Source organism: Streptomyces sp. NPDC088157 (assembly GCF_044741545.1).
In the GTDB taxonomy this organism is placed as follows: Bacteria; Actinomycetota; Actinomycetes; order Streptomycetales; family Streptomycetaceae; genus Streptomyces.
Genome location: NZ_JBIUSU010000003.1, coordinates 298,647 through 320,041, shown reverse-complemented (window position 1 = coordinate 320,041; position 21,395 = coordinate 298,647). Strand labels below are relative to the sequence as shown.

16 protein-coding genes are annotated in these 21,395 nt (G+C 70.6%); 9 read left to right on the top strand and 7 right to left on the bottom strand.

Translation table 11 applies throughout. From position 1 onward, the window contains the following. Nucleotides 1-60: 60 nt before the first annotated feature. Entirely contained in the window at nucleotides 61-732 is a 672-nt protein-coding gene (locus ACIPFH_RS12705; protein WP_401825589.1) for a beta-glucanase, read from the top strand. Between the two features lie 186 nt (nucleotides 733-918). Further along, nucleotides 919-1,347, top strand: coding sequence for a DUF6003 family protein (locus tag ACIPFH_RS12700; RefSeq protein ID WP_401825587.1), 429 nt, complete (start codon nucleotides 919-921; stop codon nucleotides 1,345-1,347). A 79-nt stretch (nucleotides 1,348-1,426) separates the two neighbouring features. On the opposite strand, the gene ACIPFH_RS12695 is transcribed toward ACIPFH_RS12700, so the two are convergent. From ACIPFH_RS12695 to ACIPFH_RS12680, 4 genes are all read right to left on the bottom strand, one after another. Further along, a complete protein-coding gene (locus tag ACIPFH_RS12695) occupies nucleotides 1,427-2,392 on the bottom strand; it encodes a YihY/virulence factor BrkB family protein (protein WP_401825584.1) in 966 nt (321 codons plus the stop codon). Between the two features lie 235 nt (nucleotides 2,393-2,627). After that, nucleotides 2,628-3,386, bottom strand: coding sequence for an SDR family oxidoreductase (locus ACIPFH_RS12690; protein WP_356262458.1), 759 nt, complete (start codon nucleotides 3,384-3,386; stop codon nucleotides 2,628-2,630). Beyond that, nucleotides 3,383-4,729: an L-fuconate dehydratase gene (locus ACIPFH_RS12685; RefSeq protein ID WP_401825581.1), complete on the bottom strand. Its 1,347-nt coding sequence runs from the start codon at nucleotides 4,727-4,729 to the stop codon at nucleotides 3,383-3,385. Before ACIPFH_RS12685 ends, ACIPFH_RS12690 begins: the two co-directional genes overlap by 4 nt. 11 nt (nucleotides 4,730-4,740) lie before the next feature. Beyond that, nucleotides 4,741-5,592, bottom strand: a complete 852-nt coding sequence (locus ACIPFH_RS12680) for a fumarylacetoacetate hydrolase family protein (protein ID WP_401825579.1) — start codon at nucleotides 5,590-5,592, stop codon at nucleotides 4,741-4,743. 863 nt (nucleotides 5,593-6,455) lie between these two features. On the opposite strand from ACIPFH_RS12680, the gene ACIPFH_RS12675 reads away from it, so the two are divergent. The 6 genes from ACIPFH_RS12675 to ACIPFH_RS12650 all read left to right on the top strand — a co-directional run bounded on the left by ACIPFH_RS12675 (nucleotide 6,456) and on the right by ACIPFH_RS12650 (nucleotide 15,732). Then, nucleotides 6,456-7,511, top strand: coding sequence for a sugar ABC transporter substrate-binding protein (locus ACIPFH_RS12675; RefSeq protein ID WP_401825577.1), 1,056 nt, complete (start codon nucleotides 6,456-6,458; stop codon nucleotides 7,509-7,511). A 107-nt stretch (nucleotides 7,512-7,618) separates the two neighbouring features. Beyond that, nucleotides 7,619-9,193 (top strand): sugar ABC transporter ATP-binding protein, encoded by a 1,575-nt coding sequence (locus ACIPFH_RS12670; RefSeq protein WP_401825575.1) that lies wholly within the window; start codon nucleotides 7,619-7,621, stop codon nucleotides 9,191-9,193. A 2-nt stretch (nucleotides 9,194-9,195) separates the two neighbouring features. Beyond that, a complete protein-coding gene (locus ACIPFH_RS12665; protein ID WP_356262472.1) occupies nucleotides 9,196-10,239 on the top strand; it encodes an ABC transporter permease in 1,044 nt (347 codons plus the stop codon). A 99-nt stretch (nucleotides 10,240-10,338) separates the two neighbouring features. Further along, nucleotides 10,339-11,040, top strand: a complete 702-nt coding sequence (locus ACIPFH_RS12660; protein WP_401825573.1) for a FadR/GntR family transcriptional regulator — start codon at nucleotides 10,339-10,341, stop codon at nucleotides 11,038-11,040. Between the two features lie 152 nt (nucleotides 11,041-11,192). Beyond that, on the top strand, nucleotides 11,193-14,435 hold the full coding sequence (locus ACIPFH_RS12655; protein ID WP_401825571.1) for a glycosyl hydrolase family 95 catalytic domain-containing protein: 3,243 nt from the start codon (nucleotides 11,193-11,195) through the stop codon (nucleotides 14,433-14,435). A 400-nt stretch (nucleotides 14,436-14,835) separates the two neighbouring features. Beyond that, on the top strand, nucleotides 14,836-15,732 hold the full coding sequence (locus ACIPFH_RS12650; RefSeq protein WP_401825568.1) for a helix-turn-helix transcriptional regulator: 897 nt from the start codon (nucleotides 14,836-14,838) through the stop codon (nucleotides 15,730-15,732). Between the two features lie 51 nt (nucleotides 15,733-15,783). Here the strand turns inward: ACIPFH_RS12650 and ACIPFH_RS12645 are convergent, their stop codons facing one another. Continuing rightward, complete coding sequence (locus ACIPFH_RS12645) at nucleotides 15,784-17,103, bottom strand: cellulase-like family protein (RefSeq protein WP_401825565.1); 1,320 nt, start codon at nucleotides 17,101-17,103, stop codon at nucleotides 15,784-15,786. 161 nt (nucleotides 17,104-17,264) lie between these two features. Here ACIPFH_RS12645 and ACIPFH_RS12640 point away from each other — a divergent pair, with 161 nt between their 5' ends. Continuing rightward, on the top strand, nucleotides 17,265-19,313 hold the full coding sequence (locus ACIPFH_RS12640; RefSeq protein ID WP_401825562.1) for a glycoside hydrolase family 2 protein: 2,049 nt from the start codon (nucleotides 17,265-17,267) through the stop codon (nucleotides 19,311-19,313). A 185-nt stretch (nucleotides 19,314-19,498) separates the two neighbouring features. Here the strand turns inward: ACIPFH_RS12640 and ACIPFH_RS12635 are convergent, their stop codons facing one another. Together ACIPFH_RS12635 and ACIPFH_RS12630 are read right to left on the bottom strand one after the other, a co-directional pair. Further along, the gene (locus tag ACIPFH_RS12635; protein WP_401825559.1) at nucleotides 19,499-20,428 is read right to left on the bottom strand and encodes a carbohydrate ABC transporter permease; all 930 of its coding nucleotides are present in this window, start codon (nucleotides 20,426-20,428) and stop codon (nucleotides 19,499-19,501) included. Continuing rightward, nucleotides 20,425-21,330, bottom strand: coding sequence for a carbohydrate ABC transporter permease (locus tag ACIPFH_RS12630; protein ID WP_401825556.1), 906 nt, complete (start codon nucleotides 21,328-21,330; stop codon nucleotides 20,425-20,427). Before ACIPFH_RS12630 ends, ACIPFH_RS12635 begins: the two co-directional genes overlap by 4 nt. Nucleotides 21,331-21,395 lie beyond the last annotated feature (65 nt).

Below are 21,395 nucleotides of genomic sequence, written 5' to 3'. Positions count from 1 at the left end.
ACGGCGCTGGGGAGAAATCCGGCATGCGATGCCGTACCCGGCCACAGAGGGAGCCCGCGGGTGAGCGCAGTCGTCTTCACAGCTGATTTCGCCTCCGACCGCCAGTGGGTGGCGGGGCGTTCGTGGGCCTATCCCGACGGCGGCCCCACCAATCCCGGCGACAACAAACTGGACCACCTCACCGACGACCCCTCGTACTCCCGCACCGGCACGTTCCGCGCCACCCGCAGAGCCGACGGCCTGTGGGACGCGGGCCTGTTGACCACCGAGGAGAGCGCCGAGAACTTCATGGTCCGTACCGGAGACCGCCTGGACACCAGGGTGCGCCTGCCCACCGGGTCGGGCTCCTGGCCGGCGATCTGGACCTGGCGGGACGGAGGCAACGAGGTGGACGTGTTCGAGTACCACCCGGACAACCCGGACCTCCTGGAGCTCAGCAACCACGTACGCGAAGGGCACAGTTACGTGCGCGACGAAGCCGTCCGCCCCGGTGGCGTCGTCGATCTGAGCGTGACGTTCGGCAGGCGGAGCGTGGTCTGGTCGCTCAACGGCGAGCGGGTCTTCGCCGACGGACGGGGTGTCGGGTCCTCCTGGCACGCCTACCTCATCGTCAACCTCTCGGTGTGCGCGGGCCGTTACCATCCACCTCCGGACGACGACACCACCGAGTTGTCGTACGTGGTGGAGAGCCTGGTCGTCCACCGTGCGGTGGACCGGGGCTCCGGCACCTGAGAACGCGGCGCCTCGGTTCCGGCGCCGCCGCTCCCGGCCGGTCCTCGTCCGGCCATGGCGTCTGTGGTGCGGTCGGGGTGACGTCGCCGGACGGGCCGACGGTAATCCGGGTGCGGTGGGGTAGAGGGACGTCGACCGGCCCCGCACCGTGGTGGCCGGATCCCTCCCGTCGAGAAGGAGCCGAGGATGACCGACGAGGCTTACCTGTTTCTGCTGGACGACGTCGCCGTGGCGCTGGGCGTGGCTCCGGCCGCCGTCGGTGACCTCGCCTGCATGGAGACTCCGGCGGTACGCGCCTGGCTGGACGCGCAGGGAAGCACGGCGACGTCGCCCCGCCTGCGACTGGTGCCGCCGGAGGAGAGGGGGACCGTTCCCGAGGGCGCGGAGCGGCTGCCGGTCCCGCTGAGCGAGGAGGAACTGAGCCGTGTGCGGCACCGGATGGCCCCGGCTGCGCACGCCGGGGTCGAGGAGGAACTGCTCGCCTACCGCGACTGCGCAGACGGCAGGGACGATCTGATCGGCCGGGCCCTGGCCGTCGGCGTGCCGCCGCATCGCATCGTGGAACTGACCGGCGTCGACCCCGCTACGGTCACCGCCGCGGCCGGCGGTCGATGACGCGTCGGCCGTACCCGGGGGAGCGGGGACGAGCGAGCGCAGGCGGCCGGCCGATCTGAGGGAGAGGGGAAACGACGCGTTACGCACCCGGGCCGGGGTCCGGGTGCACGGCCGATTCGACGCCGGCCCGGGCGGCTTCGAGCTGGGCGGCGAACGCCATGCCGAGGAAGAGCGCGACGGCCGTGAGGTTCGCCCACAGCAGCAGCGCGATGAACGCGGTCAGCGGCCCGTACAAAGCGCCGAAGGCACCGCTGCGCTCGACGTACAGGGCGAGCAGCCAGGTGGCCGTGATCCACAGCAGGAGGTGGAGGGCGGAGCCGAAGGCCAGCCAGGTGTAGCCGGGCTGCACCCGACGCGGCGACCACCGGAAGATCACGGCGGAGGCCACCCAGGCCAGGGCGAGTCCCACGGGGACGTCGAGCACGCTCCACCAGCGCGGCCCGCCGCCCTCCCGTCCCGCGGTGTCCGCGACCGCGTCGCCGACGGCCTCGCCCGCGACGAGTGCGACGAAGCCCAGCACCAGGGGCAGACCCGCCGAGAGCGCCAGGACCAACGCCCTGGCGTACTTGCGCGGAAAGGGGCGGTCGCGCTCGATGCCGTAGATGCGGTTGGCGCCGCGTTCGATCTGGCCCATGGCCGAGGCGAGGTTCAGCAGTGCGAAGGCCAGACCGAGCCAGAGGGCGAGCGTGCTCCACGCGTTGCCGTGGGCGCTGCGCCGTGTCCCGTCGAAGGCGTCCTCGACGATGCCGGCGCTGGCGCCCGGCACGATCCGGCCGAGGGTCAGCTCGATGATCCGGCCCACGCCCTCCGTGTGCACCGAGGTGGCCAGCCCGACGAGCGCCACGGTGCACGGCACCAGGCCCAGCACCACCTGGAAGGCGAGCGCGCGGGCGTTGGTGAAGCCGTCCGCGTAACGGAACCGGGCGAAGGAGTCGGTCAGCAGCCGCAGTCCTCCGTAGTGGCGCAGCGCGGTGAACGCTTCGTCGCCGGAGAGTTCCTCTCCGATCATGTCCCGGGTCTGGGGGACGTGGACGGCGGTGCCCATGGGGTTCGCTCCCTGGTCGTGAGATCGCTCCCTGTCCGGTTGCCCCGCGATCCACGATCATGCACCGCGGCCAGGTCCCGTTCGCTCGCTCGGACCCCTGTGACGCGGGCGCCGGACGGCGGCCCGGTGGGCAGGGGGCCGGGTGCCACTCGGCCGGGCGGTTCTCATGCCCCGGCCGGCGGACGCAGCCGCAGTCCCTTGGGCAGGGGGCCGGTGCCACTCGGCCGGGCGGTTCTCATGGCCCGGTCGGCGGTCGCAGCCGCAGTCCCTGCATACCGCCGTCGACGGCGAGCGCGGTGCCGGTCACACTGCCGGCGGCGGGACCGGCGAGGTAGACGATCGCGGCGGCGATCTCGTCCGCGGTGACCAGGCGTCCCATGGGCTGCCGGGCCTCCAGAGCCGCGCGTTCGGCCTCGGGATCGTCGGCGGCGTCCAGCAGCCGGGAGACCCAGGGGGTATCGGCGGTGCCCGGGTTGACGCAGTTGACGCGGATGCCCTCGCGGACGTGGTCGGCGGCCATGGCCAGGGTCAGCGACAGCACGGCGCCCTTGCTGGCGGAGTACAGGGCACGCTGCGGCAGGCCCGCCGTGGCGGCGATGGAGCAGGTGTTGACCACGGCCGCGTGGGACGAGCGCCGCAGATACGGCAGGGCCGCACGGGTCGTGCGCACCATGCCGATGACATTGACGTCGAGGACGCGGTGCCACTGCTCGTCGGGATTGTCCTCGACGGTTCCCGCGGCGCCGATACCCGCGTTGTTGACCAGGATGTCGAGGCCGCCGAGCCGCCCTGCCGCCTCCTGCGTCGCGGCTCGCACCGAGGCGTCGTCCGTGACGTCGGCCTTCAGCGCGAGCAACGGCTGTGGCACCCCGGAGGGGTCGAGGTCGAGTACGGCCACCTCGGCGCCCTGCGCGGCCAGCAGCCTGGCCGTGGCCAGCCCGATCCCGGACGCGCCGCCGGTCACGACGGCCGTGAGACCTGCGAGGCCAGTCATGAGGTCTGGTCCCCTTCGGCGAGGTCGGCCAGGTCGGCGACCCAGAACGTGCCGTCCGGGTAGCGGTACTCGGTGAGGGACCCGGGGTGCATGGCGGCGGAGAAGCCGGGGGTCAGCGGGGCGGTGTAGTGGCCGTCGCGGATCACCACCGGCGCGGTGAAGTGTTCGTGGAGATGGTCGACGTACTCGATGACCCGGTTCTCGGTCGTCCCGGACAGGGCCAGGTAGTCGAACATCGACAGGTGCTGCACGAGTTCGCACAGGCCCACCCCGCCGGCGTGCGGGCAGACCGGCACCCCGAACTTCGCGGCCAGCAGCAGGATCGCGAGGTTCTCGTTGACGCCGCCGACCCGGGCGGCGTCGATCTGGAGGACGTCGAGGGCGCCGGCCTGGAGCAGCTGCTTGAAGACGATGCGGTTCTGGACGTGTTCGCCGGTGGCGACCTTCACCGGTGCGACGCCCGCACGGATGGCCGCGTGGCCGAGGATGTCGTCCGGGCTGGTGGGCTCCTCGATCCAGTACGGGTCGAACTCCGTGAGGGCCTGGACCCATTCGATCGCCTCACCGATGTTCCAGCGCTGGTTGGCGTCGATGGCGATGCGCACGCCGTCGCCCACGGCGGCGCGGGCGGTGCGCAGCCGACGGATGTCGTCGTCGAGGTCGGCGCCGACCTTGAGCTTGATCTGGGTGAAGCCGTCGGCGACCGCCTCCTTGGCGAGCCGGGTGAGTTTCTCGTCGGAGTAGCCGAGCCAGCCCGGTGAGGTGGTGTAGCCGGGGTAGCCGCGCTTGAGCAGGTCCGTCTCGCGCTCGGCGAGCCCGTCGCGTCCCTCCCGCAGCAGGGCAAGGGCGTCCTCGGGGGTGAGGGCGTCGGCGATGTAGCGGAAGTCCACCTGGGAGACGAGCCACTCGGGATCGGCGTGGGCGAGCAGGCGCCACAGCGGCTGCCCGGCCCGCTTGGCGGTGAGATCCCAGACGGCGTTCACCACGGCTCCGATGGCCATGTGCATGACGCCCTTCTCGGGGCCGAGCCAGCGCAGCTGGCTGTCGCCGATCAGATCGCGGTTGAGCGACCCCGGATCGGCGCACAGCTCCTCGACGGAGCGGCCCAGGAGATGCGGGCGAAGGGCGCCGATCGCCGCGACCTGGACGTCGTTGCCGCGCCCGATGGTGAAGGTGAAGCCATGGCCCTCGAGCCCGTCGCCGGCGTCGGTGCGCAGCACCACATAGGCGGCCGAGTAGTCGGGATCGGGGTTCATCGCGTCGGAGCCGTCCAGTTCCCGGGAGGTCGGGAAGCGGATGTCGTAGGTGTCGACAGAGATGATCCGGGCGGGGGTTGCAGACAAGAGGGTGCCTTTCACGCTTGACCGAAGGTCTGCCGCTGGCCGCCGAGCCCGTCGATCTCGAGCTCGACGATGTCGCCGGGACGGAGGTAGGGGGTGCCGGGCAGGCCGAGGGCCACGCCCGCGGGGGTACCCGTGTTGATCACGTCCCCCGGCTCCAGAACCATGTACTGGCTCAGATAGGACACGATGTGGTGGACCGGGAAGATCATGTCGCGGGTGTGGCCGTGCTGCCGCTTGACGCCGTTGACGGTCAGCCGCAGTCCCAGGTCCTGCGGGTCGGCGATCTCGTCGGCGGTGACCAGCCACGGGCCGAGCGGGTTGAAGGTCTCGCAGGACTTGCCGAGATCCCACTGCGGCGAGTACTCGAGCTGGAACTCGCGTTCGGAGACGTCGTGGCTGACCGTGTATCCCGCGATGACCCCGGACGCCTCCTCGGGACCCGCCAGATAGCGGGCGCGCCGTCCGATGACGACCGCGAGCTCGACCTCCCAGTCGGTCTTCCGGGAGCCGCGCGGAACCAGCACCTCGTCCTCGGGGCCGACGACGGTGCCCGGGTCCTTCATGAAGACCACCGGACGGGCCGGGATCGGGACCCCGGTCTCGGCGGCGTGGTCACGGTAGTTCAGACCGACGCACACGATCTTTCCCGGCCGGACGACGGGTGCGCCGACGCGCAGCCCGTCCGCGTCGAGCTCCGGCAGCACGCCGGCCTCGACCGCCGTGCGCGCCCGGTCGACACCGCCCGAGGAGAGAAAGACGCCGTCGATCTCGGGGGTCACGGAGGTCAGGTCCAGCAGTCGGCCGTCGTCGGTGCGGACCGCGGGCCGCTCCTCTCCCGCAGGCCCGACGCGTAGCAGTTTCACTGAGCAACTCCCTAGCCATGGGTGCTTCGTCCGCGAGTGCGCTCGCCGCGCGGCGAGGAGCCGCCGGGCGAGCCGTGCCGCTCTCTCTGCGCATGTCCCGGCCGGACTGCGCTCACGGTTCGGACTCGACCGCATTCATCGGAGGAATGACGACTCCGTGACTGTAAGGGTGTACGGGCGTCCGGGCAATGCATTCCTCGGATGTATTCCACACGTCTCGGCTGCCCGCTCGAAAGTCCGCAGTGACATGTCCGCATTCATCGGGGCAGTCTCGCGGGCGGGGCGCGGACCATCGGACGAATGTGCGACGAGTGGGGCGCGCGGCGCATCGGCCGCCTCGTCCGCCCCGAGGGACGGGACTACCGCTCCACGGCGCTCCAGGGGGCAGAATGGGGTCGGCGACGGACCTCGCCTCGCCCTCGGCCGTCGTTCCCGAGACCGGGACTATGCCGAATCGTGAACTGGGGCACCTGTCGGACCCCGGACGGATGGCGGAGGATAAGCGCAGCTCAGACCGGCCTGCGTGGACGCAGCCGGACTCATCGGGCCGACTCGGGACCGCATGCGGGGCGATACCGCGGAAATCGTTGGGGGACGGCCTCTTGTCAACGCTGGCAACGCCGTCGTAACGTCCACGTCGTCCCGGATACATCGGAGGAATCGGCTTCACTGTCTCCTCTTGGCTGTTCAGTCCGCTTTCTCGGCCCCTCGCCCCACCCTCATCCCGTCCCCGCCGGCACGGTCCGCGCACGCCCTCGGCAGCGGTCGCTTCACGGTTCGAGTCCTCGTCCCGCCCACCAGGCGCGGACGCCTCTGCCGCCGCCGCGCACCGCCCTGCCCTGGCTAAGGAGAAACACACGGCCATGAAGCTCGCTCGCACACGCTCCGCCGTCGCAGCCGCCGGCACCGTCCTCGTAGCTCTCGCCCTCGTCACCGCATGCAACCGCGAGAGCACCAGCTCGGACGGTTCGGGCAGCGGGGACAAGCCCGCCATCGGCATCGACCTGCCGCGCTCCGACTCCGACTTCTGGAACTCCTACGCCGACTACCTGAAGAAGGACGTCAAGGCCGACGGCATCAACGCGCTGCCGCTGAGCAACTCCCAGAACGACGTCACCAAGCTGGTCGCCAACGTCCAGGTGTTCCAGAACACGGGCGCCAAGGCGGTCGTCATGGCACCCCAGGACACCGGCGCCATCGCCTCCACCCTCGAGACCCTCGCCTCGAAGAAGATCCCCGTGGTCAGTGTCGACACCCGCCCCGACAAGGGCGACGTCTACATGGTCGTACGCGCCGACAACAAGGCGTACGGCACCAAGGCCTGTGAGTTCCTGGGCAAGCAGCTCGGTGGCACGGGCAAGGTCGCCGAGCTCCAGGGCGCCCTCGACTCCATCAACGGGCGCGACCGTTCCGAGGCCTTCGCGGCCTGCATGAAGGAGAAGTTCCCGAAGATCAAGGTGTTCGAGCTGCCCACCGACTGGAAGGGCGACGTGGCCTCCGCCAAGCTGCAGAGCCTGCTCGCCCAGCACCCCGACCTGAACGGCATCTACATGCAGGCCGGCGGCGTGTTCCTCCAGCCCACCCTGGCGCTGCTCGAGCAGAAGGGGCTGCTCAAGCCGGCCGGCCAGAAGGGTCACATCTCGATCATCTCCAACGACGGCATCCCGCAGGAGTTCGACGCGATCCGCAAGGGCCGGATCGACGCGACCGTCTCCCAGCCCGCCGACCTCTACGCCAAGTACGCCCTCTTCTACGCGCAGGCCGCGGCCGACGGCAAGACCTTCAAGGCGGGCCCGACCGACCACGACTCCACGATCATCAAGATCCCGAACGGGTTCGAGGACCAGCTGCCGGCGCCGCTGGTGACCAAGGCCAACGTCGAGGACAAGACCCTGTGGGGCAACACCGTCGGCCAGTGACGGCCGGCCGGACGGCCGGCGCGCGGAGGGACCGGCTCTCCCCTCCCTCCGCCCCGGCCGCCACCTCGCCTCACCCCTGCATCCGGACCAGAAGGACGGTATTCACCATGGCGGACACCGCGACCGCCCCGGCGACAGGCACCGCGAGCCGCGCCCCGGTGGCCGAGGCGACCGGTATCAGCAAACGGTTCGGCGCCACCGTCGCGCTGCGCGACGCCCGCATCACCATCGCCGAGGGCGAGTCGCACGCCCTGGTCGGACGCAACGGCGCCGGCAAGTCGACGCTCGTGTCCATCCTCACCGGGCTCCAGCAGCCCGACACCGGGACCCTGCACTTCTCCGGCGAACCGGCGCCCGCCTTCGGCGACATCGACGCCTGGCGGTCCAAGGTGGCCTGTGTCTACCAGCGCTCCACGATCATCGGTGAGCTGACCGTCGCCGAGAACCTCTTCCTCAACCGGCAGAGTGTCGCCGCGCTGCGCCCCATCCGCTGGAAGGATCTGCGCCGGCGCGCAGAGCAGTTGCTCGGCGAGTACGGGGTGGACGTCGACCCCACGGCCCGGGCCAGGGACCTCACTGTGGAGCAGCGGCAGTTCGTCGAGATCGCCCGCGCCCTGTCCTTCGGCGCCCGGTTCATCATCCTGGACGAGCCGACCGCCAAGCTGGACGCCCGCGGCATCGACCGGCTCTTCGACAAGCTCCGGGACCTCCAACGGCAGGGCGTCGCCTTCCTCTTCATCTCCCACCATCTGCAAGAGGTCTACGACCTCTGCACCACGGTCACCGTCTACCGCGACGCGGCCCACATCCGCACCGCGCCGGTGGCAGGACTCGGCAAGCACGAACTGGTCGAGGCCATGACCGGAGAATCCGCCACCCCGACGAGCGCCGGCGACACGAGCACGGACTCCCGGGTCGGCTCCAAGGAGCTCCTGACCGTCAACGGGCTGACGCTGTCCGGCACTTGCCGGGACCTGTCGCTCTCCGTCCGCACCGGGGAGGTGGTCGGCCTCGCGGGCGCCACCGCGAGCGGCAATGTCCAGGTGGGCGAGGCCATCGCCGGACTGCACCGGGCCGAAGGGGGCAGGATCTCGGTCGACGGCCGGACGATCCGTACGGGCAGTGTCCCGGCGTCCCTCACCGCGGGCGTCGGCCTGGTGCCGGAGGACCGCCACCTCCAGGGCCTCGTCAACAACCGCAGCGTGGCGGAGAACGCGACGCTCACCGTCACCGACCAGCTCGGCCCGTTCGGCACCGTCCTGCCGGCCCGCACCAGGACGTTCGCCCAGCGCATGATCCGCGATCTCGACATCAAGACGCCGGGCGCGGGCACTCCGGTCTCCGCGCTCTCCGGCGGCAACCAGCAGAAGGTCGTCGTGGCCCGGGCCCTGGCCACCGACCCCCATGTGCTGGTCGCCATCCGGCCCACCAACGGAGTGGACGTCAAGTCCAAGGAGTTCCTGCTCGCCAGGATCCGCGGGATCGCCGAAGGCGGGAAGGCGGCGCTGATCGTCTCCGACGAACTCGACGACCTCAGGGTGTGCGACCGGGTCCTCGTCATGTTCCACGGTCGCGTCGTCGCGGAGTTCGACCGCGGCTGGAAGGACGAACAGATGGTCGCCGCCATGGAGGGCGTCGCCGGTACCCCCGCAGCATCCGACACCGAAGAGCACGGAAGGTAGTCATGTCCGCCACCTCAGACGTCACCGACCCCGCAGCGAACGTGGCTCAGCGGCCCGCCGCGGGCATCACCCGGCGCGGACTCGATCTCGGCCGCTTCCGTGAACTGTCCCTCGTCCCGGCCATTCTCGTCCTCGGTCTGATCGGGTTCATCGTCTCCCCGGCCTTCCTCACCTCCGACAACCTCATCGGCGTGGCCCAGCAGTCCACCGAGCTGAGCCTGCTCGTGCTGGCCACGGCGCTGATCCTCGTCGTCGGCCGGATGGACCTGTCCCTGGAGTCGACCATCGGGGTGGCGCCCGTCATCGCCGTATGGCTCGTGCTGCCCACCAGCGGCGGCCGGTTCAACGGCCTCGGGCTCTTCCCCGAGTGGACGGCGATCCCGCTCTGCCTCCTGGTCGGGGTGGCGATCGGCGCCCTCAACGGCTTCCTCATCCTCAAGCTGCGCCTCAACGGGTTCATCGTCACGCTCGGCGGGCTGACCATGCTGCGCGGGCTCCAAGTGGCGCTCTCCGAAGGCCAGTCCATCGTGGACCTGCCCTCCTCCTTCACCTACCTGGGCAAGGCCTCCTGGCTGGGCGTCCCGGCCGCCATCTGGATCTGCGCGGTGCTGTTCGCCGCCGGCGGCAGCGCGCTGGCCTGGCTGCGGCACGGGCGGGCGCTCTACGCCATCGGCGGCAACGCGGAGGCCGCCCGGACCGCCGGTATCCGGGTCGACCGGATCGTGTGGGTCGTCCTGATCATCGGCAGCCTGCTCGCCGCGTTCGCCGGCATCCTCTACAGCGGACACTACGGATCCATCTCCGCGACCCAGGGCAGCGGCTGGATCTTCCAGGTCTTCGCCGCGACGGTCATCGGCGGAGTCAGCCTCAACGGCGGCAAGGGCTCGGTGTTCGGAGCCCTCACCGGTGTGCTGACCCTCCAACTGGTGGTCAACGTCATGACGCTGGCGGGCGTACCGCCCCTGTGGAACCAGTTCCTGAACGGCGCGATCATCATCGTCGCCCTGATCATCTCCCGCTTCGCGTCCGGCGAGAAGCAGGAGTAGGCGCGGGAGCAGGCGCAGTACTCGGGAGCTTCACGCGGGCGCGCTCGTGGTCCGCGTGGCACCCCCTCGCACGTCCCCGGGACAGAGAGAGGCACCCTCGTGGCACTGACAGACGAGGCGATGGAGAACATCAAGGCGCTGATCGTCGCAGGTGAACTCGCGCCCGGCTCCCGCCTGCCCAAGGAGGACGTTCTCGCCTGTCAGCTCGGTCTGTCCCGCAGTTCGCTTCGGGAGGCCGTCCGTGCGCTGACCGCCATGCGCATCCTGGTCACCAGGCAGGGCGACGGCACCTACGTGTCCAGCCTCGAGCCCCATCTCCTGCTCGAGACGCTGTCCTTCGCCGCCGACGTCTCGCACGGGCGGACCGCCCTGCAGCTGCTCCAGGTACGCAGGCTGATGGAACCGCCGGCGACCGGGCTGGCCGCCACTCTGCTGACCTCCCAGGACCTGGAGGAACTCGGAGCCATCCTCGAACGGTCCCGGGCCGCCGCCACGGTCGACGAGTTCGTCGCCCACGACATCGCCTTCCACCTGCGCATCGTCGAAGCCGTCGGCAACCCCGTGCTGTCCATGCTGTTGCGCGTCCTCTCCACCCGTACCCAGCGGGTCCGCATCGTGCGGGGGACCTCGACGCAGCGCGCCGTGGAGCGCGCACACGTGGAACACGACGAGATCCTCCGCGCTCTCCGGGCACGTGACGCCCTGCTCGCCGCCTCCGCCGCGACGGTCCATGTGGCCGCCGTCGAGCACTGGCTCGCGGGAAGCCTCGTCGACGCGGAGGAGCCGTCGGCCGACGGCTGACCAGGACTCGCCCGACCCCTGTGTCGTTCGCGGACGCACACCTCTAGACATCCGATCTATCATCCGGCGAAGATGACCTTGCTCTGGCGAAAGCCGGTGCGTCCGCTCCTCCTTCCGTGAAACAGCCGATGAATGGGCCGGGAGATCTTACTGTGATCAATGAATCCCAACCGCTGCGACGAAGCGTCCTCAAGCTCGGCGGTGCTTTCGCCGCAGCACCTCTGGGCACTCGGCTGACGGACACCACCCCCACAGGACAGGCCACCCCCACGGGACAGGCCACCCCCACGGGACAGGCCGTCGCCGCGGGGAACCACGCGTCGGCGGGCATCCAGTGGCCCACCCTGTCGCGCAAGGCGCTGACGTACTCCGTCCCGGCCGCCGACTGGCAGTCGCAGGCCCTGCCCATCGGCAACGGCAGGCTCGGCGCCATGCTCTTCGCCGATCCCGACGAGGAGCGCATCCAGTTCAACGAGCAGAGTCTGTGGGGCGGCCTCAACAACTACGACAACGCTCTCGCCGGCAAGCCGGACAGCGATTTCGACACCGGCATGACCGGCTTCGGCTCGTACCGGAACTTCGGTGACCTCGCCGTCACCTTCGCCACCCGCCCCAAGGTCACGGTCACGGCCCCGGGCGGCCCCTACAGCTCCTCCTCGTCGGAGGGCGTCGACAAGACGTACGACGGCGACCCGAGCACCAAGTGGTGCATCGAGGGGCCCGGCTCGAAGGTGCGGTGGCAGGTCGAACTCCCCGCCCCCGTCACGGTCGCCTCCTACCGGCTGACGAGCGCCAATGACGTGCCGCAGCGCGACCCGCAGGAGTGGACGTTCTCCGGTTCCGCCGACGGCGCCACCTGGACCGCGCTGGACAGCCGCACTCCGGGGACGCCGTTCGAAAGCCGTTACCAGACAAAGGAGTTCACCTGTGCCGACACCGCGGCCTTCCGCTTCTACCGGTTCGACTTCGTGCCCAAGGCAGGGGTCAGCCACTTCCAGGTGAGCGAGATCGGCCTGGCCGGCGTCGACCTGGGCGCGGTCGCTTCGATGTACCTGTCGTCGCCGAGCGGGCACTCCAAGGGATCGGGTACCGGGACCGGGTCGAAGGCCAAGGGCATCTCCCGTTCGGCGGACCGCGATCCGGCCACCGTCTGGCGGGTCGACGGCAGCGCACCCGCGGTCGTCTGGCAGGCCGACCTGTCCCGCGCGGCCGCCGTCACCTCGTACACACTGACGGCGGCCCCCGACCGCCCGCGGGACGACCCCCGGCGATGGACGCTCGAGGCCTCGCAGGACGGGACCGCCTGGGTCACCCTCGACACGCAGGACGCCGGAACGCCCTTCGGCCGTGGCGAGACCCGGACCTTCCAGCTCACCAACAGCACGGCCTACCGCGCCTACCGGCTCACCCTGACCCCCGGCGCGTCCTCCACCGGCTTCCAGATCGCGGAGATCGCGCTGGCGGGCAAGAACTTCGACACCCGCACCCAGCACACCGTCGTCGACTACCGGCGCACCCTCGACTTCGTCGAAGGCGTCCACGTCACCCGCTTCGGCGCGCCGGGACAGCGCGTCCTGCGGGAGGCCTTCGCGAGCCGGTCCGCGGACGTCATGGTCTTCCGGTACACGTCGGACAGCGCCCAGGGCCTGTCCGGAGCGATCTCGCTGACGTCCGGGCAGGACCAGGCACCGACGACCGTCGACGCCGGTGGCCGCCGGATCGCCTTCAGCGGAGTCATGGGCAACGGCCTCAAGCACGCGTGCACCGTCCAGGCCGTGCACACCGACGGCGACTTCAGCGCCGACGGGTCGGTGCTCCGGTTCAGCGGCTGCACGACCCTCACCCTGCTCCTGGACGCCCGCACCGACTACAAGCTCGACGCCGCCGCCGGGTGGCGCGGAGCCGATCCGCGGGCGGGCGTCGCCAGGGCGCTCGGCAAGGCCGCCTCCCGGTCCTACGACACCCTGCGCGCCAAGCACATCGCCGAGACGCGCGCCCTCATGAACCGCGTCTCGGTCGACTGGGGCACCACCGACGCCGCCGTCGTCGCGCTGCCGACCGACGCGCGGCTGGCCCGTTACGCGGCGGGCGGGACGGACCCGACGCTCGAGCAGTCGATGTTCGACTACGGCCGGTACCTGCTGATCGGTTCCTCGCGCCCGAACGGCCTGCCCGCCAATCTCCAGGGCCTGTGGAACGACAGCAACCAGCCGGCGTGGGCGTCCGACTACCACACCAACATCAATGTCCAGATGAACTACTGGGGGGCCGAGACGACGAACCTGCCGGAGTGCCACGAGGCGCTCGTCGGGTTCATCGAGCAGGTGGCGGTGCCCAGCCGCGTGGCGACCCGCAACGCCTTCGGCCAGGACACGCGCGGCTGGACCGCCCGCACCAGCCAGAGCGTCTTCGGCGGCAACTCGTGGGAGTGGAACACCGTCGCGAGCGCCTGGTACGCGCAACACCTCTACGAGCACTGGGCGTTCACCCAGGACCTGGTCTACCTCCGCACCGTCGCCCACCCGATGATCAAGGAGATCTGCGAGTTCTGGGAGGACCACCTGAAGGAGCGCGAGGACGGACTCCTCGTCGCACCGAACGGCTGGTCGCCCGAGCACGGGCCCCGCGAGGACGGCGTCATGTACGACCAGCAGATCATCTGGGACCTCTTCCAGAACTACCTCGACTGCGAAGCGGTGCTCGAGGCGGATCCCGCCTACCGGTCCAGGGTCGCGGACATGCAGGCGCGCCTCGCGCCGAACAGGATCGGCCGGTGGGGTCAGCTGCAGGAGTGGCAGGAGGACCTCGACAGCCCCACCGACATCCACCGCCACACCTCGCACCTCTTCGCCGTCTACCCGGGGCGCCAGATCACCCCGAGGACGCCCGAGTTCGCGGCCGCCGCCCTCGTCTCGCTCAAGGCACGGTGCGGCGAGAAGGACGGCGTACCGTTCACGGCCGCGACGGTTTCCGGCGACAGCCGCCGCTCGTGGACGTGGCCTTGGCGGGCGGCCCTCTTCGCCCGCCTCGGTGACGCGCAGCGCGCCCAGATCATGCTGCGCGGACTGCTGACCTACAACACGCTGCCCAACCTCTTCTGCAACCATCCGCCCTTCCAGATGGACGGCAACTTCGGCATCTCGGGCGCCGTGGCGGAGATGCTCCTGCAGAGCCACGACGGCGTCATCCACCTGCTGCCCGCCCTGCCGGACGACTGGAAGGCCACGGGGTCCTTCTCCGGGCTGCGGGCCCGTGGCGGCTACGAGGTCAGCTGCGAGTGGCGGCACGGGAAGGTGACGTCCTACGAGATCGTGGCGGACCGGGCGCCGCACCGCAGGGACGTCACCGTGCGGGTGAACGGCGCCGACAGGAAGGTGAAGCCGGGCAGGCCCTGACGGCGGGGAGACCGGCGGGCGCGGGCACGGCGGGCGGGACCGAGCCCGCCGCCCGCGCGGTGGGCGCGCGTCGCGTGCGGGCCGCCCGGCAGGGGGAGTTCGGCCAGCGCCGCCGGTTCGGCGCCGTCGGCGCACCGGGTGCGCCGGCGGCGCCTTGGCCGATCCGCAACCGGATTGCCCAACTCGGGCGCCACCCGGCACCCCCGTCCGGGCCCATGCCGACGACGACGCCGTCGTCGACGCCGTCGGCATCGTCGTCCCGCATCGGTCCGAAGCTGTCAGAACCGGTCCAGACGTCGATGACCGGGTCGACGTCGCTCACCGCACGCCAGGATCACCCCGCAGCAGACAGGGCTGCCCTGCCCCCCACTCGTGCGCCGTCCGGCCTAGCCTGGAGTGCGTGAGTACCGAGAGCGACATCCGAGAGTTCCTGGCCTCGCGCCGTGCCAGGATCACCCCGAAGCAGGCGGGGCTGCCCGCCTACGGGGCCAACCGCCGGGTGCCGGGCCTGCGCCGCGAAGAGGTCGCCCTGCTCGCGGGTGTCAGCGTCGACTACTACGTCCGCCTCGAACGCGGCCATCTCGCGGGCGCCTCGGAGGAGGTCCTCGACGCCGTCGCGAACGCCCTCCAGTTCGACGAGGCCGAACGCGCCCACCTCTTCGACCTGGCGCGTGCCGCCGCCAGACGCCCCGCCCGCCGCGCCAAGCGCGCCTCCGGCCCGCTCCCGGACAGCGTCCTGCGGGTCCTGCGGTCCATGACCGACTCCCCGGCCTTCATCCGCAACGGACGCCTGGACATCCTCGCCACCAACGCCCTGGGCCGCGCCCTGTACGCACCGCTGTTCCCCGACCCCGCCACCCGGACGGCCAACATCGCCCGCTTCCAGTTCCTGGACCCCCGCGGCCGCGACTTCTTCCCCGACTGGGAGTCGTCCCTGAACACGACCGTCTCCCTGCTGCGCACCGAGGCCGGACGCACCCCCCACGACAGCGAGCTGACCGGCCTGATCGGTGAACTCGTCACCCGCAGCGAGGAGTTCCGTACCGGGTGGGCCAAGCACGACGTGCGCCTGCACCACACCGGCCGCAAGTCCTTCCAGCACCCCGCCGTCGGCGTTCTCACGCTCGATTTCGACGCCATGGAACTGTCCGCCCGACCCGGCCTGACCATGACCGCCTACAGTGCCGCCCCGGGCACACCCGATCACGACGCCCTGCGGCTTCTCGCCGCCTGGGCCGCCACGGAGGCGGCCGGGGATCCCGCTGATCCCGCCGCCTCCGGCCGGCGGGATCACTGAGCGCGGGCCCGGGCCCGGGGGGCCGGGGCCCGTGGCGGCCGGTGCCTGCGGTCAGTCGGCTCGGGCCGCGGATCCGGCCGGGGAGGCCGCGGTGACACGGGCGTTGATCCGCCGCATCCAGTCCCGGTCCGTGTTCCACATGGGGTGGTGAGGGGCCGCGTTGGAGGTCAGGACGACGCCCTGGAAGCCCGCGGCGAGGCAGCGGTCGACGACGAACTCCGCGATGTCCTTGCCGACGGCGTCCTCCTCGAAGCGCGTCAGGAGCGGGGTGTAGCCCACGACGCCTTCACCCAGGACGGCGGGGATGCCGCGGCGGCGGGCGAACTCGGCGACGGAGTCGACCCACGAGGCCAGGGTCTCCCGCATGGCCTGACGGTGGGCCGGATAGTTCTCGTAGAGCCACAGGTCCCAGCGGTCGGGATCCACCCAGTCGTGCGCGTAGAACAGTTCGCGCGGTATCCCCGTGGCGGCCAGCCGCCAGGGTTCGTCCGGCTGGTAGTCGGCGAAGGCGGGCGCGTCGGGGCGCAGCATGGCGCCGAGTTCGGGGGTGGGCCAGGTGGCGGTCGCGGGCGCCGCTTCGGTGCCGTGCCCCAGTCCCACCGCCTCGTACAGCGCGCCGAGCACGCCGTAGACATAGAAGTGGAAGTGCGCGATCTGCCCCTGTTCCGGCAGGTCGTCGAGCTCGTCGGGCCATGGCTCACCCAGCGAGTAGGTCACGGGGACGGCCGGGTGGCGTGCCCGCAACAGCTTCACGGCGCGTTCGAGCGGTCCGCGCAGCCGTGCGTAGTGGGCCGTGTCGCCGTCGTTCGGCACCAGGGAGCAGTTGTCGACCTCGTTGTGCACTTCGACGTAGGCGACGTGGTCGGCCAGTCCGCGCTCGGTGAGGAGGTCAAGGAGCCCGGCGAGCGCCTCGGCCACCGCCTCGGCGCGGTCCGGGCCGGGAACCTCGGCCAGGGCGCGGTGCCAGGCGTCGGTGTCGGCGAAGCTGGGGGACTGCTGGTACTCCCACGAGGACACGATCACCTTGCAGCCGTGGCGGGCGGCCGCCTCGAACAGCTCGACGAGCCGTCGGAGGCCGTCCAGCGGATAACCGCCGCGCACGTCGTACCAGCGGGTGCGCTGTCCGAACTGTTCGCCCAGGCCGCGGACCTGCATGGACTCCGGCTCGTGGACGCGGCCGGAGAACAGCAGGAAGGGCATGGCGCAGACGCGCACGGTGTTGAAGCCCCGTTCGACCGCCTCGGCGAAGGCGCGGTCGAGGTCGGCGAACGGCTCGCCGGGTCCTGCCTGTGTGTACCAGCTGAAGTCCCACAGGGTGATGGCGAGTCGGCTCGTGCTCTCGCTCGTGGTGGGTTGCTGCTGTGCGGTCATGAGGTCACCCGTCGTTCGTGTGCGGTGGGACGCCGTCGGCGGCTCGACGACACCACGCTAGCTCAATTCATTATTTATGAATAATCCTTGACGGGGGTGCCGGGGTTGTCCAGGCTGTGGGGCGGACGAACACGCGTACGCGCATCGAGGAGCCGCCTGTCATGACCGAATCCATCCATCCGTCCCGGCGCACCGTCGTCACGGCACTCGGCGCGGCCGCCTTCGTCGCCCTGCCGGCCTGGCCGGAGACGGCTCGAGCGGCGGACGGCGCGCCCGCGGCCGCCGCGAACGGCCCGGTGCTCGACACCCACCCCGCCACCGAGCCCTCGGGCACCCATGTGCGTGACGTGGGCGGCACCGACGTCGTCTTCCAGTACGGCACGGTGCTCCCGTCCTTCGACGGCTGGCGCACCCGTGAGCCCACGCGCGACTACCTGTCCCTGGACAAGCGGTGGCGCTTTTGCTTCGACCCCGCCGGCCAGGGGCTCGGCGAGGGCTGGCAGTCCCCGCACCACGACGACCGGGCATGGGGCCTCATCGACGTCCCGGCGGCCTGGGACCTGCTGAACACTCCGGGATTCGGCTCGGAGAGCGCCGCCTTCGGCAAGGGCACGGCGTTCACCGACGGCTACGCCTGGTACCGCACCACCGTCGACGTGCCCGCCTCCTGGCGTGCCCGGCATGTACGCATCGCCTTCCTGGCAGTCGGCTACAGCGCCGAGGTCTGGGTCGACGGCACTCACCTCGGCAAGCACGAGGGCGCCAACTCGCCCTTCGCGCTTCCGGTGGGGGGCGCGCTCCGGCCCGGAACGCGCCAGACGATCGCCGTGCGGGTCTTCCGCCGCGCGAGCTACACCGACTACACGGCCTCGACGGCTCAGCCGGTCACCGACGACCACGAGCTGCCGTACAAGCCCGTCGACCACTGGCCCTACGCTGGACCGACCCGGTCCGCCTGGATCGAGGCGGTCCCGCAGGTCACCATCGCCAAACTGCTCGCCGTCGGCGCGAACGGGCGCCTTGAGGCCCGCGCGGTCGTCGAGAACCACGGCGCCACCGACTTCGACGGCCGCCTGACGCTGGATCCCGGCCGGGGGAGCGGCGGCCGGCCCGTCGTGGTCGCGGCCCGGATCGCGGCCCGGTCGGCAGGCGTCGTACGCGTCCCGGTCCCGATACCCCGCGCCCCACGCTGGAGCCCCGCCTCGCCGCACACGCTCACCGCCCGCGCCACCCTGACCGCCGGGAGGCACTCGGGCCCGCGCGTGGACACGCTGTCCACCGAGTACGGCGTGCGTGAACTGGCCATCGACGACGCGCAGTTGCGGCTGAACGGCAAGCCGCTGTTCCTCAAGGGGCTCAACTGGCACGAGGAGACCGCCGCGCACGGCAGGGCGATGACGCCGGCCGAGTACGACCGGGAACTGGGCCATGTGACGGCGGTGGGCGCCAACTTCATCCGTAACTGCGTCTACAACCGCCACCCGTACGTCTACGACTGGGCGGACGAGCACGGGGTGCTGGTGATGGACGACATCGACACCATGTGGCTCAACACGGACCAGGAGAAGCTGCAGACCGAGCGCTACGGCCTCGCCCGGGCCCTGGCCCTGACCATGGCCTGGAACCAGCACAACCATCCTTCGGTGATCCTCTGGGGACTCCAGAACGAGTCGGAGATCGACCCCGACGGCGCTCCGGTCTACCGGGCCTGGCTCGCCGACCTGAAGGCGGCAGTGAAGGCGGTCGATCTCACCGCCCGCCCCGTGACCTGGGCCTCCAACACCAGCAACGACCCCGCCTTCGACCTCGCCGACGTGATCGGGTTCAACGAGTACTTCGGCTACTTCTACGGCAAGGACGCCGACCTCGGCCCCACGCTGGACGCGGTGCACGCGAAGTATCCCGACAAGCCGATCCTGATCACCGAGAACGGCACCTGGTCCATTGCCGGCACCCACGGCCCCAGCACCACACAGGGCACGGAGGAGTGGCAGGCGGCAAGCTTCACCGCCCACTGGGCGCAGGTGACCGCGCGCAGCGAGTTCGTCGCGGGCTTCACCTACTGGGTCCTCAAGGACTACAAGCAGCGGGCCGGGTACAACCAGGCCTACAACGGCATCTCCGTCATGGGGCTGCTCACCTTCGCCGAAGAGCGGCCCAAGCTCGTCTACGACGTCTTCCGCAAGGCCGCCGGTCCCAGGGCGGAGTGATTGAGCGCGTCCGTCCCGAGGCACCGACGGCGCTGAAGAAGGGGAGGGGCGATCGCCCCTCCCCTTCCTGCGTCTCGCGACCGGGTCCGCGCCCTCGACCGGACCGGCTCGGGGCTGCAACCCGTTGGGCGCCGTGCGCTGCCGCACCTCCGGCCGCAAGGGGCAGGACCGTCCGGTCCGGCGGGTCAGCCCTTCACGCTGCCCTCGGTCAGACCGCTGCGCCAGAAGCGCTGCAGGGCGACCATCGCGATCATCAGAGGGACGACCGAGACGAAGGCGCCTCCCACGGTCATCTGGTAGAGCTGCGGTTGGCGGTCGGCGAAGGACTGCCACGACGTCAGACCGAGGGTGATGGGGTACAGCTTGGAGTCGGAAAGCATGACCAGCGGCAGGAAGTAGTTGTTCCAGATGCCGACGAACTGGAAGAGGAAGATCGTCACCAGGGCGGGGACCATGATCCGCAGGGCGACGACCGTGAAGATGCGGATCTCTCCCGCGCCGTCGATGCGGGCTGCCTCCAACAGCTCGTCCGGTATGGATGCCGCGGCGTAGATCCGGCACAGGTACACGCCGAAGGGACTGACGAAGCTCGGCAGCAGTACGGCCCAGTAGGTGTTGGCCAGGCCCGCCTTGCTGAACAGCAGGTACATGGGCAGCGCCAGCGCCGTGGCGGGGATCAGGACGCCACCCAGCACGATGTTGAAGATCGTGTCGCGGCCGGTGAAGGAGAACTTGGCCAGCGCGTAGCCGGACATCGCGGCCAGCAGCGTCGCCACGCCTGCGCCGACCCCCGCGTACAGCAGGCTGTTGGCGGCCCAGCGCAGATAGATCGCATGGTCGTAGGTGACCACCTGGTGCAGGTTGCTCAGGAACCGGGGATGGGAGAACCACAACCCGAAGCTGCCGAACAGGTCGCCGGTGGACTTGGTGGACGCCACGACCAGCCAGTACACCGGGAGCAGGAAGTACCCGGCGGCTGCCACGAGCAGGCCGGTGACCAGGATACGACTGCGCGCGGTGACCCCGGTGATGCCGCCGCGCGGCGTCGTGCCGTCGTCGGGGGCCGGCGCCTCACCCGTCGGCGGGACTGTGCGGGCCGGTGTCTGGAGACTCACGCGTCCTCACCCCTCTTGTTGATCAGCCGCAGGAAACCGAAGGAGAGCACGAACGCGGCGAGGGCGAGCAGCACTGCCTCGGCGGCTGCGAGGTGGTAGTTGTCGTTGGTGAACGCCTCGTTGTAGGCGCTGAGGTTGGGGGTGTAGGAACTGTCGATACTCGACGAGACGGGCCGGAGCACCAGTGGTTCCGCGAACAGTTGCAGCGTGCCGATGATGGTGAAGACCGTGGTGAGGATCAGCGCCGGGCGCAGCAGCGGCAGCTTCACATGCCGGACCGTCATCCACGCAGTGGCGCCGTCGATGCGGGCGGCCTCGTACAACTCCGCGGGGATGGTGCGCAACTGGGCGACGAGAACCAGAACGTTGTAGCCGGCGAACTCCCAGGTGACGATGTTCGCGATGGACCACAGAACCGTGTTTCCGCCCAGCAGGTCCACCGACACCCCCAGGTGGCGCATGCCGTCCACGAGAGGGCTGACTCCCGGAACGTACAAGAAGCCCCACAGGATGGACGCGATGACCCCCGGAACGCCGTAGGGCAGGAAGAAGGCGGCGCGGAAGAACCGCACGCCTCTGGCCGAGGCGCTGTCCAGCAGCAGCGCGAGCCCGGCGGACAACGCGACCATCACCGGTACCTGGACGACCGCGAACAGCAGTACGCGACCGATGCTGCGCACAAAGGCGTGATCGGACAACGCGTCGGAGTAGTTGCCGAGCCCTACGAAGACGGTACGGGTGCCGCCGAGCCCCAGCGGACCGGTGTGCTCGACATCCATGACGCTCTGGTGGACGGCGTAGCCGATGGGGACGGCGAAGGTCAGGAGGAACAGCAGGAGGAATGGCGCGACGAAGGCGACGGGCGCCAGATTTCTGCGGCGGCGGGGCGCTCGGGTGGGCATCAGGGTACTTTCTGGAGTCCGGAGGGGGGAAACGGCGGCGGCCGTGTCGCGCCCTCCGGAGGTGG